The sequence below is a fragment of the Micromonospora sp. NPDC049004 genome, from assembly GCF_040649315.1.
In the GTDB taxonomy this organism is placed as follows: Bacteria; Actinomycetota; Actinomycetes; order Mycobacteriales; family Micromonosporaceae; genus Micromonospora.
Genome location: NZ_JBEZFG010000006.1, coordinates 161,432 through 178,078, shown reverse-complemented (window position 1 = coordinate 178,078; position 16,647 = coordinate 161,432). Strand labels below are relative to the sequence as shown.

The 16,647-nt window shown below is 70.6% G+C and carries 12 protein-coding genes and 1 pseudogene; 6 read left to right on the top strand and 7 right to left on the bottom strand.

Annotated features, from left to right (window positions below):
• The first annotated feature begins 83 nt into the window (after nt 1-83).
• From AB0B97_RS19540 to AB0B97_RS19520, 5 genes are all read left to right on the top strand, one after another.
• Nucleotides 84-1,262 (top strand): glutathione-independent formaldehyde dehydrogenase, encoded by a 1,179-nt coding sequence (locus tag AB0B97_RS19540; RefSeq protein WP_357495214.1) that lies wholly within the window; start codon nt 84-86, stop codon nt 1,260-1,262.
• A 534-nt stretch (nt 1,263-1,796) separates the two neighbouring features.
• Nucleotides 1,797-3,344, top strand: coding sequence for a multiple monosaccharide ABC transporter ATP-binding protein (gene mmsA, locus AB0B97_RS19535; RefSeq protein ID WP_357495212.1), 1,548 nt, complete (start codon nt 1,797-1,799; stop codon nt 3,342-3,344).
• Entirely contained in the window at nt 3,341-4,639 is a 1,299-nt protein-coding gene (gene mmsB / locus AB0B97_RS19530) for a multiple monosaccharide ABC transporter permease (protein ID WP_357495210.1), read from the top strand. The genes mmsA and mmsB overlap by 4 nt, the downstream gene beginning before the upstream one ends.
• A 54-nt stretch (nt 4,640-4,693) precedes the next feature.
• Complete coding sequence (locus AB0B97_RS19525; protein WP_357495208.1) at nt 4,694-5,797, top strand: sugar-binding protein; 1,104 nt, start codon at nt 4,694-4,696, stop codon at nt 5,795-5,797.
• Between the two features lie 171 nt (nt 5,798-5,968).
• The gene (locus AB0B97_RS19520; RefSeq protein ID WP_357495692.1) at nt 5,969-7,159 is read left to right on the top strand and encodes an ROK family transcriptional regulator; all 1,191 of its coding nucleotides are present in this window, start codon (nt 5,969-5,971) and stop codon (nt 7,157-7,159) included.
• A 90-nt stretch (nt 7,160-7,249) separates the two neighbouring features.
• On the opposite strand, the gene AB0B97_RS19515 is transcribed toward AB0B97_RS19520, so the two are convergent.
• From AB0B97_RS19515 to AB0B97_RS19505, 3 genes are read right to left on the bottom strand one after another with little or no spacing between them, the layout of a single operon-like run.
• Nucleotides 7,250-8,230, bottom strand: a complete 981-nt coding sequence (locus AB0B97_RS19515) for a transporter (protein WP_357495206.1) — start codon at nt 8,228-8,230, stop codon at nt 7,250-7,252.
• Nucleotides 8,227-9,117, bottom strand: coding sequence for an ABC transporter ATP-binding protein (locus AB0B97_RS19510; RefSeq protein ID WP_357495204.1), 891 nt, complete (start codon nt 9,115-9,117; stop codon nt 8,227-8,229). The genes AB0B97_RS19515 and AB0B97_RS19510 overlap by 4 nt, the downstream gene beginning before the upstream one ends.
• Before the next feature lie 20 nt (nt 9,118-9,137).
• Entirely contained in the window at nt 9,138-9,545 is a 408-nt protein-coding gene (locus AB0B97_RS19505) for a GntR family transcriptional regulator (protein WP_007457663.1), read from the bottom strand.
• A 179-nt stretch (nt 9,546-9,724) separates the two neighbouring features.
• On the opposite strand from AB0B97_RS19505, the gene AB0B97_RS19500 reads away from it, so the two are divergent.
• Entirely contained in the window at nt 9,725-10,993 is a 1,269-nt protein-coding gene (locus AB0B97_RS19500) for an Nramp family divalent metal transporter (RefSeq protein WP_357495201.1), read from the top strand.
• Between the two features lie 138 nt (nt 10,994-11,131).
• Here the strand turns inward: AB0B97_RS19500 and AB0B97_RS19495 are convergent, their stop codons facing one another.
• The 4 genes and pseudogenes from AB0B97_RS19495 to AB0B97_RS19480 form a co-directional block, all read right to left on the bottom strand.
• The gene (locus AB0B97_RS19495; protein ID WP_357495199.1) at nt 11,132-11,404 is read right to left on the bottom strand and encodes a hypothetical protein; all 273 of its coding nucleotides are present in this window, start codon (nt 11,402-11,404) and stop codon (nt 11,132-11,134) included.
• 117 nt (nt 11,405-11,521) lie between these two features.
• Nucleotides 11,522-14,374, bottom strand: coding sequence for a hypothetical protein (locus tag AB0B97_RS19490; RefSeq protein WP_357495197.1), 2,853 nt, complete (start codon nt 14,372-14,374; stop codon nt 11,522-11,524).
• Nucleotides 14,371-15,483: an AAA family ATPase gene (locus AB0B97_RS19485; protein WP_234582269.1), complete on the bottom strand. Its 1,113-nt coding sequence runs from the start codon at nt 15,481-15,483 to the stop codon at nt 14,371-14,373. Before AB0B97_RS19485 ends, AB0B97_RS19490 begins: the two co-directional genes overlap by 4 nt.
• Before the next feature lie 14 nt (nt 15,484-15,497).
• A pseudogene (locus tag AB0B97_RS19480) lies at nt 15,498-16,580 on the bottom strand (VWA domain-containing protein); the annotation flags it as partial.
• Nucleotides 16,581-16,647 lie beyond the last annotated feature (67 nt).

Sequence of the window (16,647 nt, the reverse complement as noted above, 5' to 3'; positions counted from 1 at the left end):
CCCACCGGCCGCCCGACGTCGCTTCGGCATGAACGACCCGGCCGGGGGAAGACCGACATTCCAGCAGCGGAAGGGGAGTCGGGATGAGAGCCGTCGTCTACGCGGACGTCCGGACCGTCGAGGTGCGGGAGGTGCCCGACGCGACGCTGGAGGCGGAGACCGACGCGCTCGTGCGGATCACCTCCAGCGCGCTGTGCGGCACCGACCTGCACATGTACGACGGGCGCACGGGCGCCGACCCCGGGCTGGTGCTCGGCCACGAACCGCTGGGTGTGGTGCAGGAGGTCGGCTCGGCGGTGCAGACCGTGCGTCCGGGCACCCGCGTGGTGATCCCCACCCACCTGTTCTGCGGCACCTGCGTGATGTGCGCCCGCGGGCTGTCGGCGGCCTGCCTGCGGGCCCGGGCCGAGGGGCCGGGCGCCGCGTACGGCTACGCCGGGATGGGCCCGTACCGGGGCGCCCAGGCCGACCTGCTGCGCGTGCCGTGGGCCGACGCGAACTGCGTGCCGGTGCCGGGGGAGCCGGGTGACGCGTACGAGGACGACTTCGTGCTGCTCGCCGACGCGTTCGTCACCGGTTGGCACGCCGCGGCCACCCTCGCCGGGGTCCAGGCCGGCGACACAGTTGCCGTGTTCGGCGCCGGCACCATCGGCCTGCTCGGCGCGTACTCGGCGCTGTTGCGGGGTGCGCGGGTCGTGTACTGCGTCGACGGTGTCGACGCCCGACTCGACAAGGCCGGTGAGATCGGGGCCGTTCCGGTCGACTTCCGCCGCGGCGACCCGGTCGAGCAGATCTGCGCCGACCGCGCGCGGGCCGGTCTGCCGCTCGGCGAGGAGAAGCTGGGCGGGATCGACCGGGTCATCGACGCGGTCGGGTTCCAGGCGCGCGACCGCGTGCACCCCGACCAGGAGCGCCCGGACCAGGTGATCGCGGACGCGGCCCGGCTGGTCAACCCCGCCGGCTCGATCGCGGTCGCCGGCGTCTACCCGGACAAGGACCTGCATCCCCGCCCCGGCGCGAGCGCCCACGAGGATCTGGTCGCACCCTGGGGGACGTTGTTCAGCAAGGGCGTCGAGGTCCGGTTCGGCCGTACGCACGACCGCCGCTACACGGTTCTGCTGCGCGACCTGGTCGTCGCCGGTCGCGCCCGGCCCAGCGTGATCGTGACCCATCACGGCGCCCTCGCCGACGCGCCGGAGCTGTACCGCAGCTTCGACCGGCGGGAGAACGGGGTGATCAAGGCGGTGCTGCGCCCGAGTTGACCGGCCGGCGCGTCCGTCCGTTCGGGCCCGATCCGGCACGTAAGGGACGTCCAGGCGTTGATCCCTCTCCTGGTGGTGCGATCGACGAGATCGCCTCCGTCGATCCGTCGGGTCCGGGGAGGCGTGGGTCACACAGTCGACCGAGACCGGTCGTCGCGTCCTCGGCACCGTGCCGGCGGTGCGGCCTGATCAAGATCCGCCGATAGTTACGTACTCGTGGGTAGGCTGTCCCTCGTCCCGCCGCCGTGGATCGTGCCTGGTGGCGGGCCTGATGGCAGCGATCAAAATTGATCATGGAGTGGCTCCGCATTTGACAACGTTGCCACCGACAGGTCATCGTGCCGGGAGAGGCTGCGGGGGCGGCTGTGACGGGCGAATACTCTGCAACGTCGATATTGCCGGATTGTTACATTTTCAACAGGCCCTCGCCTTGCGGATGGCCTGTTCGCCGCAATACGTTGCCGTCAACAACAAAACCAAGTGAAGGTTCAACCTTCCGGAGGCAACGATGACGTTGGCGAGGTGGTACGAGCGATGAACGACGTGCCCACCCTCCTTGAGATGCGCTCCATCACCAAGGAGTTCCCCGGAGTCAAGGCCCTCTCCGACGTCAACCTGGTGGTTCGCGCCGGCGAGATCCATGCCATCTGCGGCGAGAACGGTGCGGGCAAGTCCACGCTGATGAAGGTCCTCAGCGGGGTCTACCCGTACGGAAGCTACGACGGCCAGATCATCTACCAGGGGTCGGAGAGCAGGTTCTCCGACATCCGGGCCAGTGAGAACGCCGGAATCGTGATCATCCACCAGGAGCTCGCGCTCATCCCGGGCATGTCGATCGCCGAGAACATCTTCCTCGGCAACGAGCCGCGCAAGCACGGCGCGATCGACTGGAAGGCCGCGAACCGGATGGCGCTGGACCTGATGGCCCGGGTCGGCCTCCAGGAGGACCCGGACACCCTGATCAAGGACATCGGTGTCGGCAAGCAGCAGCTCGTGGAGATCGCCAAGGCGTTCGCCAAGGACGTGAAGCTGCTCATCCTGGACGAGCCGACGGCGGCGCTGAACGAGGCGGACTCCAAGCACCTGCTGGACCTGCTGCGCGGGTTCCGTTCGCGCGGCATCACCTCGATCATGATCTCGCACAAGCTGAACGAGATCGAGGCGATCGCCGACCAGATCACCATCCTGCGCGACGGCCGGACCGTGGAGACCCTCGACGTCAAGGCGGACGGGGTCGACGAGGACCGGATCGTGCGGGGCATGGTCGGCCGCGAGCTGGGCAGCCGGTTCCCGGACCACACCCCGAAGATCGGCGAGGTCTTCTTCGAGGTCCGCAACTGGAACGTCCGGCACCCGATCTCCGCCGAGCGCCAGGTCTGCAAGAACGAGAGCTTCGTGGTGCGCCGCGGCGAGATCGTCGGCTTCGCCGGCCTCATGGGCGCGGGCCGCACGGAACTCGCGATGAGTGTCTTCGGCCGCTCCTACGGGGTGTACGAGTCGGGCACGATCATCAAGGACGGCAAGGAGATCGTCCTGAAGTCGGTCGCGGACGCGATCGACAACGGGCTCGCGTACGTCAGCGAGGACCGCAAGGCGATCGGCCTCAACCTGCTCGACGACATCAAGGCGTCGACCGTCGCCGCCAAGCTGTCCAAGATCTCGCACCGCGGCGTCCTGAACGAGGTCGAGGAATACCAGGCGGCCGAGGCGTACCGCAAGGAGTTGCGGACCAAGGCCCCGACTGTCGACGAGAGCGTCTCCAAGCTCTCCGGCGGCAACCAGCAGAAGGTCGTCCTGGCGAAGTGGATGTTCACCGACCCGGACCTGCTGATCCTCGACGAGCCGACGCGCGGTATCGACGTGGGCGCCAAGTACGAGATCTACGGCATCATCCAGCGGCTCGCCGACCAGGGGAAGGGCGTCGTCGTCATCTCCTCGGAGCTGCCTGAGCTGATCGGGCTCTGCGACCGCATCTACACCGTGTTCGAAGGCGCCATCACGGGTGAGATCGCCCGGGCGGACGCCACCCCGGAAAACCTCATGAAGCAGATGACCTCGACGAAGAAGATGGCCACACGATGAGCCGATTGAAGGACCTTCAGAAGAATTTGTTCGGAGGTACCACCTCCAACGCGCGCCAGTTCGGGATGATCTTCACCCTGGTGGCGATCGTCGTCCTGTTCCAGATCCTGACCGACGGCCTCACCCTGCGGTCGGACAACCTGATCGCGCTGTTCCAGCAGAACTCGTACATTCTGATCCTGGCCATCGGCATGCTCATGGTGATCGTGGCCGGGCACATCGACCTCTCGGTCGGCTCCGTCGCCGCCTTCGCGGGCATCCTGGTCGCCAAGTCGATGGCCGAGTGGAACCTGCCCTGGCCTGCCGCCATCCTGTTCGGTCTCGTGATCGGCGCGGCGATCGGCGCCTGGCAGGGCTTCTGGGTGGCGTACATCGGGGTGCCGGCGTTCATCGTCACCCTGGCCGGCATGCTGCTGTTCCGCGGCGGCAACCAGTTCATCGGTAACGCGCAGAGCATTCCGGTGCCCGAGGGCTTCCGGGAGATCGGCGCCGGCTTCCTGCCGGAGTTCGGCCCGAACACCGGCTACAACAACGCGACGCTGCTACTGGGTCTGGCCGCGGCGGTGGCTGTGGTGTGGCGCGAGCTCCAGGCCCGCAAGACCCGTCGGGAGATGGACGCCGACCCGGCGCCGATGTGGATCTCGATCCTGCGGATGGCCATCATGGTCGGGGTCATCGCCTTCGCGTCGCTGCGCTTCGCCAGCGGTCGCGTCGGCACCAGCTTCCCGATCTCCGGGATCATCCTGCTGGTACTCGTGATCGCGTACTCCTTCTACACCCGCAACACGGCCGGTGGCCGGCACATCTACGCGGTGGGCGGCAACTCCCGGGCGGCCGAGCTGTCCGGCGTGAAGCTCAAGCGGGTCAACTTCTTCGTCATGATGAACATGTCCGTCCTGGCCGCGCTGGCCGGCATGATCTTCGTGGCCCGGTCGGCGGCTTCCGGACCGCAGGACGGCAACGGCTGGGAGTTGGACGCCATCGCCGCGGTGTTCATCGGTGGCGCGGCGGTCGCCGGCGGCATCGGCACCATCAGCGGCTCGATCGTCGGTGGTCTCGTCATGGCCGTGCTCAACAACGGCCTGCAGTTGATGGGCGTCGGCACCGACCGCGTCCAGATCATCAAGGGCCTGGTCCTGCTGCTGGCCGTCGCCATCGACGTCTACAACAAGAGCCAGGGGCGCTTCTCCATCATCGGGAGCCTGATGCGGCCGTTCCGCCGCGACGACTCCGCCCCACCCGCCTCACCGCCGGACGCGGAGCGCAAGCCCGCCACGGCAGCGGTGTCCGGCTGACGGCCACCGACTCTCTCCACCCGGTTCCACCTTCCAGAAAGGCAAGTCCTCACCATGCGTAAATTCTTCGGCACGTCGGTGGTCGCGGTCAGCGCCGCCGCCATGCTGGCCCTCGCTGGCTGCGGCTCCGGCCGCGACGGCGACTCCGGTAGCTCCGGTGGCGAGGCCAAGGGCTTCGCGGCGAACTCCCTGATCGGTGTCGCCCTGCCGGCCAAGACCTCCGAGAACTGGGTTCTCGCCGGTGACCTGTTCACCAACGGTCTCAAGGAGGCCGGTTTCCAGGGTGACGTGCAGTACGCCGGCGCGTCGACCACCGTTGCCGACCAGCAGGCCCAGATCACCGCCATGGTGACCAAGGGCGCGAAGGTCATCGTCATCGGCGCGACCGACGCCGCGCAGCTGTCGACCCAGGTCGCCGCGGCGCACCAGGCCGGCGTGAAGGTCATCGCCTACGACCGTCTGATCAAGAACACGCCGGACCTCGACTACTACGTCGCGTTCGACAACTTCAAGGTCGGCCAGCTCCAGGGCCAGGCCCTGCTGGACGGCATGAAGGCCAAGAAGCCGAACGGCCCGTACAACATCGAGCTGTTCTCCGGCTCGCCGGACGACAACAACGCCGGTGTCTTCTTCGACGGCGCGATGAGCGTGCTCAAGCCGGAGATCGACAAGGGCACCGTCGTCGTCGCCTCGGGTCAGAAGGACGTCAAGCAGACCGCCATCCAGGGCTGGAAGGCCGAGGGTGCGCAGGCCCGCATGGACCAGCTGCTGACCTCCACCTACGGCGGCAAGACGCTGGACGGCGTCCTGTCCCCGAACGACACGCTGGCCCGCGCCATCCTGACCTCGGTCAAGGGTGCCGGCAAGCCGATCCCGGTCGTCACCGGCCAGGACTCCGAGGTGGAGTCGGTCAAGTCGATCGTCGCTGGCGAGCAGTACATGACGATCAACAAGGACACCCGCAACCTGGTGAAGGAGACCATCAACATGGTCAAGGCTCTCCAGGCCGGTAACACCCCGCAGGTGAACGACACCAAGTCCTACAACAACGGCAGCAAGGTCGTGGACACGTTCCTGCTCCCGCCGGTCGCCGTCACCAAGGCGAACGCGGCCGAGGCGTACGCGAACGACCCGAAGCTCGCGCCGCTCACCAAGTAATCACCACACGGTAGGCAGCAACGCCGATGGGTCCCGGGATCTCCTCTTCCGGGACCCATCGTCGTCCGTGCCTCCTCGCCACCCGGCACCGATCCTTAAGGAGGTCTGACCGTGGAGACACCCGTGCGGTCCAGGCCAGCCGGCGCCGGCCGTAACCCTGATTCCCCGCTGCTGCCCCCGCTCCCCGGTGCGAGCCAGGAGGAGATCCGGCGGCAGAACCTCGGCGCCGTGCTGCGCTACGTGCACCTGCACGGGCCGACGTCGCGGGCCGAGCTGACCAGCCGCCTCGGCCTCAACCGCAGCACCATCGGCGCGCTCGCCGCCGACCTGACCGCCAGCGGCCTCGTCACCGAGGAGGTGCCGACCACCGCCCGACGGGCCGGCCGCCCCTCCCTGGTGGTCAGCCCCCGCTCCGAGCGGGTCTACGCGCACGCGCTCAGCATCGACGCGGACCGGCTGCGCGCCGCGCGGGTCGGCCTCGGCGGCCGCATCCTCGACCGGCGCGAGGTCGCCCGTCCCAGCGGCATGTCGGCGGTCGACGCCGTCGGCCCACTGGCCGATCTCGTTCGCGACATGGAACAGGGCGTCGCCCCCGGCGCGCTGCTGGTCGGGGGAGCGGTAGCGGTTACCGACACCACCCGCGACGCGGACGGCCGACTCCGGATCGTCGGCGTCGACGAGGGCCTCAGCGTGGCGCTGGAGGCCGAACTCACCGCCGGCCCGGGGTTCGTGGCCGGCGACCTCGCCGACATCGCGGGCCTGGCCGAACACATCCGGGGCGTGGCTCCCGGCATCGACGACCTCATCTACCTGCACGGAGACCTGGGCATCAGCGCCGGCATCGTCGTCGGTGGCCGCCTGATGATCGGCCACCGGGGTCACAGCGGCAAGGTCGGGCACATGGTCGTCAACCCGAACGGGCTGCCCTGCGGCTGCGGCTCTCGTGGCTGCTGGGAGACCGAGATCGGTGAAGCCGCGCTGCTGCGCCACGCCGGGCGCGACCCTGACGACCGCGCCGCCGTGACCGAGGTGCTGCGCGCGGCGGCGGACGGCGATCCGGCCGCCCGCCAGGCCGTCGAACAGGTCGCCGACTGGCTCGGCTTCGGCGTCGCCAACCTGGTGAACGTGGTCAATCCCGACGCCGTGGTCTTCGGTGGCTCGCTGCGCGACATCTTCATCGCCGGCGCGGACACGGTGCGTCGGCGGCTGGACGCCATGCCGCTGCCGGCCTCCCGCGAGCACCTGCGGCTGCGCGCGGCGGCGCTCGGCCGCGACGCCGTCCTGATCGGCGCCGCCGAGTTGGCCTTCGACAAGCTGTTGGCCGATCCGCTCAACGTCGGTGTCGCCGGCCAGTCGGCGTAATCCGTGATCGTTTGGCGGCTGAGCAGCACGACCATCCGCGTGTCGTGCGGCTCAGCAGCCAACGATCGACTCGACCGTCACCCGTCCGGGCTACGCGATCCGGCGGACCCGACGCACGGCGAGGTAGAGCAGGAGCACGGCGAGGGCGACGAAGATGCCCGTCTCGATGCCCTGGAACAACCAGAACCGGTCCGCCGGCTGGTACAGCTCCCAGTTGTACGCGCCCGGTCCCAGGCCCAGCTCGGCGCCGCAGGTCTGGCCGGTCGGGCCCTTGCCACCGGGCGGGCACTGGATCCGGGTGTTCTCCGCCGCCATCGTTCCGTCCGCGTTGCGGATTCCCACGGCGAGCACCCAGTTGCCCCGGTCTCCCTCCGGAATCCCGGGCCCCTCGATCGGGAAGGTCTGGGTGCGGGCGGGCTGGTAGTGCGGTCGGGCCAGGATCTCCACCGCCGCCCGTACGCCGATGAACCCGGCCAGGGTGATGCCCATGGCGGGCAGCATCCGCTTGAAGATGGTGCCGGCGAAGATGCCGAGCGCCACGGCGAAGAGGGTGTAGCCGATCGGCACGATGCCCTGCAGGTCGAAGACGATCACACCGAGTCGACCCTCGTGCGCGGCCTTGGTGAGCGGGTCGACCCACCACGACACGCCCAGTCCGTAGCCGGCCGCGAGGAGCACGACGGCGCCGCCGACCAGCCCGAACTTCACCAGCGCCCAGCGGGCGCGGCCGACGCCCTGGGTCCAGACGAACCGGTGCGTACCCTGCTCCACCTCGCGAGCCACCAGCGGTGCGCCCCAGAACAGGCCGACCAGCACCGGCAGGGTGATCAGCAGCACCGCCACCAGGTTCAAACTGTCGTACCGGTCGGTGAAACGGCGCAGTCCCACGTCGCAGGTCTGCGCGGCAGCCTCGCTGAGCTCGGACGGACGAAGGCAACCCGCAAGCCCGAGGTCGGCGAAGGTGTGCCGCATCGACAGGCCGATCGGCACCAGCACGGCGGCGAGCACCAGGAACCCCAGGAGGGTGTAGAACGCCAGCTTGCGGTGTTGCCGCCAGGTCAGCCAGATCATGCCGCCACCCCCCACTCGCTGTGACTGGTCTGCGCGACGCCGTCGGCCAGGTAGGCCAGGACGATGTCCTCCAGGCTGACGTCGCGCACCGTCCAGCCGGGGTCGGTGACCGGGCCGTCGGTACGCACCAGCAGCGTGGACTGCCGGTCGGTGTGGCTGGCCCGGACCACGTGCGCGACGCCGCCGATCGGACCGCCGTCGTGCCGCGGGCCGACGAGCTGCCGGTGCGCGGCCACCAGGTCGTCGACCGAGCCAGTGAGCTGCACCTGGGCGGCGTTGAGCACGATCAGGTAGTCGCAGACCCGCTCCAGGTCGGCCAGCAGGTGCGAGGAGAGCAGAACCGTGGTCCCCGAGTCCGCGACACTGCCCATCAGCGACTGGAGGAACTCCCGCCGGGCCAGCGGATCGAGGCTGGCCACCGGCTCGTCGAGCAGCAGCAGCCGGGGTTGCTTGGCCAGCGCCAGGGCGAGCGCCACCTGGGCCCGTTGGCCGCCGGAGAGTTTGCCGACCGGCTTGTCGGGCGGTATCCCGAGCTGCGCCAACCGGGTCCGGGCCAGCGCCGCGTCCCACCGCCCGTTCAGCTTGCCGCCGGCGATGACCAGCTCGGCGGCGGTGAAGTCCCGGTACAGCGGGGTGTCCTGGGCGACGAACCCGATGTCGGCCAGCCCGTCCGTGTCGCCGTACGGCGACCTGCCGAACACCCGCACCGCGCCCTCGTCGGGCTTGAGCAGCCCGACGGCCAGGTGCAGCAACGTGCTCTTGCCCGCGCCGTTGGGCCCGACCAGCGCGGCGATCCGGCCGGCGGGAAGGTGCAGCGAACAGTCCCGTAACGCCCACGTTCTGCCGTACCGCTTGCCCAGCCGGTCGGCCTCCAAGACCATCTCCATCCTCTGTCCTCTCGTACCGCTCACGCGGGTTCCTTCTGTGGGGTGTCGTCGGTGAGGGTGGCGCGCAGCGTGGTCTCCACCAGGGCGACGACGTCCTCGGCCGTCAGACCGGCTGCCTGTGCCCGGTGCAGCCACGCCACGAGGTCGTCGCGCAGCTCGGCCTGATTGGGCAGGGACGCGCCGGCGAGGGTGCGCTGGACGAACGTGCCCACCCCCGGTCGGCCGCCGACCAGGCCCTCGATCTCCAGCTCCCGGTACGCCTTCAGCACCGTGTTCGGGTTGATCGCCAGTGACTGGGCGACGTCCCGGACCTTCGGCAGCTGGTCCCCGGGTGCGAGCAGACCGACGCGCAGCGCCTGCTTCACCTGCTGCACGAGCTGCATGTAGGTGTTCACCTTCGACCGGCTGTCCAGCACGAACTCGATCACTCGTGATGATCCTTCCTGTTGTCCTACGACAGTAGGACTAATAGACAGCTTGGTGGGACGCGGGACCCCTGTCAAGCGGCTGACCCACCTGTCACCGCGGGGCCAGCGATTGGCACCGACGGGCCAACCGGCCGGGAAGGGAACAGGCACGCGATCCGTGCGCAAGGGGGAGGTGCTCGGTGGTCACCAACGAACTCACGACGACGAGGGCGACGCCGTTGCAGGTCGCCCGCGCCCGGGGTCGCGTACGCGGGCGGCTGATCCTGCTCGGCCCGGCGTTCGTCGCCGCCGTCGCGTACGTCGACCCGGGCAACTTCGCCACCAACTCGGCTGCCGGCGCCCGCTACGGCTACCTGCTCGTCTGGGTAGTGGTCGTGGCCAACCTGATGGCCATGCTGGTGCAGACCCTCACCGCCAAGCTGGGCCTGGCCACCGGCCGTAGCCTGCCCGAGTTGTGCCGCGAGCGCCTGCCCCGCCCGGTGAACGGGATGATGTGGGTGCAGGCCGAACTCGTCGCGATGGCCACCGACCTGGCCGAGGTGATCGGCGGCGCGGTCGCCCTGTACCTCCTCTTCGGCATCCCGCTGCTGCCCGGCGGGCTCATCATCGGAGCCGCCGCCTTCGTCGTGCTCGCCCTGCGCTCGCGCGGATTCCGCGCGTTCGAGATCGCCATCGCCGTGCTGCTCGGCGTCATCGTCCTGGCCTTCGCGGCCAACCTGCTCGCCGCCGGCGCCGATCCGGGCTCCGCCCTGGCCGGCCTGGCGCCCCGACTCCAGGGCACCGACAGCGTGCTGCTGGCCGCCGGCATCCTCGGCGCCACAGTCATGCCGCACGTCATCTACGTGCACTCCGCGCTGACCCGCGACCGCATCCCCGCGACCGACGACGTCGAGCGTCGGACCCTCTTTCGTGGCCAGCGCACCGACGTGCTGCTGGCCCTGACGGCGGCCGGCGCGGTCAACCTCGCCATGCTGCTGATCGCCGCGGCCAGCTTCCGGGGCGGCGGTCCGGTGGGGGCCGACAGCCTCCAGGGGGTGCACGCCGGCCTCGGTCAGAGCATCGGCACCGCCGCCGCGTTCGGGTTCGCGGTCGCGCTGCTCGTCTCCGGGCTCGCCTCCACGAGCGTCGGCACCTACGCCGGTGAGGTGATCATGCAGGGCTTCCTGCGCCGCCGGGTGCCGCTGCTGCTGCGTCGGCTGGTTACCCTGGCACCCGCGCTGGCCGTGCTCGCCATCGGCCTCGACCCCACCCGCGCCCTGGTACTGTCGCAGGTCATCCTCAGCTTCGGCATCCCGTTCGCGCTGATCCCGGTGGTCGCCTTCACCCGCCGCCGCGACCTCATGGGCAACCTGGTCAACCACCCGCTCACCACCGCCGCCGCGGCCCTGGTCGCCGTTTTGGTCGTCGCGCTCAACGCGTTCCTGCTGTGGCAGGTCGTCGCCGGCTGAGCGGGCCGGCCGCCTGGGTCCGGGCACTCCTGCGAGCGTGATGCCTGTGAGTCATCTTGATGACCCACAGGCATCACCGGCAACGCCGTCTCGGGCCGGCTGTGGCGGGGGCGGCTACCTGGACGGGAACGGGAAGGGTCAGGTGCGACGACCCTCGTCGCGGGCCGGGATGTCCTGGCGCTGTTCGAGGGCGTCCGCCGCGTTGGCGTCGGCCGGTAGCGACGTCACCTCCTCGAGCGTGCCCGCCGGGAAGGCGCCCTGCTCGGCAAGGTCCGCCTCGGCCGCCTCCGGGTCGACGTCACCAGACACCCGGTCCGGCGGGCCGACGTCGAACGCGTCCTGTCGTTGCTCAAGGGCGTCCGCCTCCGGAGGAGGAATCGTTGCGCCCTGTTCATCCCGGTACGTGCTCATCGGAGCCTCCACCCGGCGGGTGTCGACAGGCCGCCGGGCCGCTGCCTACCCGCCGTCGCGGCACTCACGCCTCGCCCCGCCATCCACGCCTCAGCCGTGGCATGCGCCGGGAGGCGGTCACACCCCCAGGAGAACGGACACCGCGGCAGCGGTCTCGGGATGCCCGGTCAGCAGGGCGGACGATCCGGACCGGTCGACGGGCGGGTCGGGCATCGGCTGCCACCGGCCGTCGTGACCGAGCAGGGCGGCGACCGCGTCGACCGCCTCCGGGTGGGCGGCGAGCAGCACGCCCACGCGCCGCCGCGGCACGGAGACGGCGGCTGCTGGCACCGCGGACGGAGGCGCGGGGGACGGAGGCGCCACCCACGGGGGCACCCAGGAATCCAGCTCCGGCAGCGCCTCCGGAAAGGTCCGCCCCGCCTCGCGGATCAGCAACGGGACCAGCTCCGGCCCCTGGTCCCGCAGCGTCGTGATCAGGGTCGGCAGCCACGGCAGCAGCACCGGATCGGGCAGCCGGGCAAAGGCGGTCGACATCGTCTCGACGACGAACGGCGCCAGCGTGGGCACCGGCTCCAGCGCGTGCACGAAGCCCGCCAGATACTGCGGGAAGGCCGGCACCACCAGCGGGTTGGCCAGCAGCTCGGCACACCGGGCCCGCAACTCGGCAAGCGGCAGCAGGCCGAGCTGGTGTCGGGCCGCCCAGAGCAGGGCGACCTTCGCCGGCGCCGTCGGGTGCGACTGCCCGACCGCCAGCTCCAGCTGAGAGCGGTCGCAGCCCAGCGACAGCGCCAGGCCCTCCATCGAGAACAGGAAGCCGAGCATCGCGCCGACCTGCCGGACGCCCGTCTCCTCGGCGGTGATGGCGGTCGGCAGCAGGGTGCAGTAGTGCGCGTACCCGGTGGTCACGAAGGCCGCGCACCAGCTCGGGAGGGTCGGCGCGGTGGCCCGGTAGTGGGCCAGCAGGCGCCGGATGCGGCGCAGCACGTCCGGGGCGTCGTCGACGGTGCGCTCGGCGGCGAGCAGGTCCACCGCGCGCGCCCCCAACTCGTCCACCAGGCGAGGGCTGTCGAGCAACCGGATGGCGTCCTCGACCGCGGCCAGCGCACCCGCGGCGGTGGCGTCGGGGCCGCGTACCGCACGCCGCAGTCGCTGCTCCAGGACCTGCTCGACCGTCACGCCCTCGTAGCCCAGCTCGATCAGCGCCCGCTGGTGGCGGCCGAGCGCCAGGTCCCAGCTCTCCTGGACCGAGCGGTGCCCGAGCCGCCGCTCGCCCATGATCGGGCGGACCGCGGCCGGGGGCAGCAGGTGCCGCAGGATCCACAGCAGGTCCGAGCAGCGGCCCAGCTCCGGCTGGGCGGCCAGATCCAGCAACGCCCGCTGCACCGTCCGCTTCTCCAGGGCCAGGCCGAGGGGCTGGAGCCGATCGAGCACGTCGCGGGCCAGCGGCGGGAGGGCGTCGTAGCCGACCTGACCGATCCGGTCGCCGCCCAGCAGGATCTCGCAGAGCCGCCGGACGTCGCGCCGGCCGGGCACCACGTCCTTCTCGATGCAGGTGACCGCGGCGTCGGCGAAGTCATACGGGGTGGGCCGGGCCCGGTTGCGCATGCCGGCCAGCAGGACCGAGGTCTCGAAGACGGCGATCGCGTCGGCGGTGCTGGCCAGGTATCCGTTGCGCCGGGCCAGTCGGACGATGTCCACGCACCAGCCGCGCAGCTCCGCCTCGTCCAGGCCGTCCAGGTCGGGCGCCGCGGCGAGGAAGCCGGTGAGCCGGTCACTGACCGGCCCGGTGGGGACGGGCGCCGTCGGTGCCCGGCCCCGCCGCCCCCGGCTGGTTTCGGTGCGCTGGCCGTCCAGCCGGTACGGGGACAGTTTGTGCCGGCTCACCGCCTTCGTCCAGGTCGCCGCGGCGATCGACACCGAGCCCGGTGCCAGCCCGAACTGGGCCTCGATCGCGGAATGGCTGGACGGGATCAGCCCGTACCGCCAGCGGGTGTCGGTGCGCGGGGTGATCTCGAAGTCGGGCGCGGCGGAGCCCAGCCCGAACTGCTCGACCCGGCTGGCGGCGTGGAACGCGCCGCAGACGTAGAGGCAGTCGGCCGGATCGACGCCGGAGGTGGCGAGGTGCTGGCGCATCCTCGTCCACATGTACCGCTCGCGATCCTCGTCGCGGTCCAGCCGATCCTCGCCGGCCGGGCGCAGCCGCCGGAACAGGCTGCCGATCAGCACCATCACCTGCCGGTAGGTGTCGTGGTCGGCGTCGGCAAGCGGGCGTTCCACGTACTGGTCCCACCACTCCGACCAGTGCCGCACCTTGCCGTGGTGCAGCAGGTACGCCTCCAGCTCCGCGAACCGCGGCCGCAGGTCGCCGATCTCCACCCCGACGGCGTCACCGTGCAGCCCGGACTCCTCGCCGGTGGCGGTCGGACCGGCCGTGCCACCCCCGTCGGTAGCCCCGGCCGTGCCGCCCCCGTCGCTCGGTCGATCGCGCGGCGACCACTGGAAGACGTGGTCGGTGGAGCGGTCCACCAGCACCAACTCCACGCCGGGGGTCTCCAGCGCGTACGCGATGGCCTGGTATTCCGCCGACGCCTCGGTGACGGGCGCGACGACACTGAGCGGCCCCCAGTCGGCGGGAAAGCCGGACAGCTCCGACGCGAACGCCTGCACCGCGACGGGCAGACGGCAGTTGCGCAGCTCCCCGAGCAGCGGCTGGAGATCCTCGCACAGCTCCAAATAGATCACCCGGGGCTGCTTGGCCCGCAACCGGCGCACCATGGCCAGCGCGGAGGCCGGTGAGTGGTGGCAGACCGGGAAGATCTCCAGCCGCTCGCCGAGTGCCCGGTCGACGTCGTCGACCATGCCGGCGAGGATCGCGCCGAGCGCGTCGGCGGAGCCCGCGAACGCTGCCGCCGCGTCGCTGAGCTGCTCGCGGAGCGCGCCGAACGGGCCGGCGACGGTGGGCGCGGTCACGACAGGGACGCGATCGCCTGACGACCGCCGTCGAGGAAGCCCGCCCACCCGTCGTCGTCCTTGCGGGCCCGGGGCTCCACCACACCGTGCAGGTACTTGTTGAGGATCGCCAGGTCCTCCGGACTGCGCCGGGCCAGCGACCCGACCAGCGACCCGGCGAGCGTCGCCGCGCGCAGCGTACGGTCGCCGAAGAACTGGCTGTGCAGGATGGCGTCCTCCAGCACACCGATCTGCTCGGCGGTGGACAGCGCCGACTCCAACTTCTCGTCGTCGCTGGTCGCGGCGGCCGCACCGGCGCGCAGGTCGGCGAAACTCTGCAACAGGATGTCCAGGAGGGTCGGCGGGACGTCCAACTCGATGCGGTGCCGGCGTAGCAGCTCCTCGGTGCGGAACCGGACGATCTCCGCCTCGCTGCGCTTGTTGGTCACCACCGGGATCCGCACGAAGTTGAACCGCCGCTTGAGTGCCGAGGAGAGGTCGTTGACGCCCCGGTCGCGGCTGTTGGCGGTCGCGATGATCGAGAAGCCGGGTTGGGCGAAGACGATGTTGTCCTGGTCCAGTTCGGGGATGGCGACGTACTTCTCGGACAGGATCGAGATCAGGGCGTCCTGCACGTCGCTGGTGGAGCGGGTCAACTCCTCGAAACGCCCGACCACGCCACGTTCCATCGCCGTCATGATCGGTGAGGGGATCATCGACTCGCGGGACTGGCCCTTGGCGATCACCATGGAGACGTTCCACGAATACTTGATGTGGTCCTCCGTCGTGCCCGCGGTGCCCTGCACGACGAGTGTCGAGTTGCGGCAGATCGCGGCGGCCAGCAGCTCGGCCAGCCAGCTCTTGCCGGTGCCGGGATCGCCGATCAGCAGCAGGCCCCGGTCCGAGGCGAGGGTGACGATGGCCCGTTCGACGAAACTGCGGTCGCCGAACCACTTCTGCGGGATCTCGCGGGACAGGCCGTCGGCCCGCTCCGAGCCGAGGACGAACAGCCGGACCATGCGCGGGCTCAGGCGCCACGAGAACGGCTTCGGGCCGGTGTCGACCGACTCCAGGAAATCCAGCTCGTCGGCGTACGTGACCTCGGCGGGGGCGCGCAGCATCTCGGACATGAGGGGTTGCTCTCCTAGGTGAGGAAGTTCTTCAGCTCGACGACGAGCTTGCGGATGTGACCGGAGATGACCGGGGTGCCCTGGTCCTTCAAGCGTTGCCGGAACCAGGGGTTGACGCTCTGCTGCCCGGAGCTGCTGACCGAGCCGACCGGAATGACCTTGACGCCGGAACGGTGTACGGCCTGGAGCCCGTCGAACACCGCCTGGTGGTTGACCTCGTAGAAGTCGGAGATCCACACCAGCACCGTGTTCTTCGGCTCGGCGATCTTGGGCCGGGCCAGCGTCAGCGCCGCCGTGCCGTCGGTGCCGCCGCCCAACTGGGTACGCAGCAGCACCTCGAACGGGTCGTGCACCCACGGGGTGAGGTCCAGTGCCCGGGTGTCGTACGCGACGAGGTGCACGTCGACCTTCGGCAGCCCGGCGAAGATCGAGGCGAGGATCGTGCAGTTGACCATCGCGTCGACCATCGAACCGGACTGGTCGACAACGACGATGAGCCGGGACGGCGTCGTACGCCGCGCGGTGTGCCGGTAGTAGAGCCGGTCGACGTAGAGCCGCTCGTCGTCCGGGCTCCAGTTGGTCAGGTTCTGCCAGATGGTCCGGTCGAGGTCCAGGTTGCGGAACACCCGCTTGGGCGGCACCGACCGGTCCAGTGCGCCGACACTTGTCTGTTGCACCTGCGTGCGGAGCACCTCGGCGACCTCGTCGACGAAGCGCCGGATCAGCGCCTTCGCGTTGGCCAGCGCCACCCCGGACAGGTTGGCCTTGTCGCGCAGCAACTGCTCGATCAGCGACATGCTCGGGGTCAGCTGGCTGGCCAGCGCGGGATCGGCGAGCACCTCCCGCAGGTGCATCCGCCGGACCAGGTCACCCTCCAGCCCGGCCAGGGTGCCGCCCAGCCCGCCGCCCTGGCGGCGCAGCTCCCCGGGCTCGCACCCGAGGGCCTGCTCGAACCAGCCGGCGTCGGACTGCCAGCGGGCCAGTTGGGTGGCGCTGACCGGACCGGAGCCGGTGGCGAACACGTTCAGCAGCACCTTCGACACCAGCGCCGCCCGGCGCACCTCGGCCGCACCCGGCCGGTAGGTCGCGCTGTCGTCCTCCGACCCACCCGGCCCGGCGCCCTCCGGCTCGGCGGCGTGCGCCTCGGCGCCCTCCGGCCCGGCG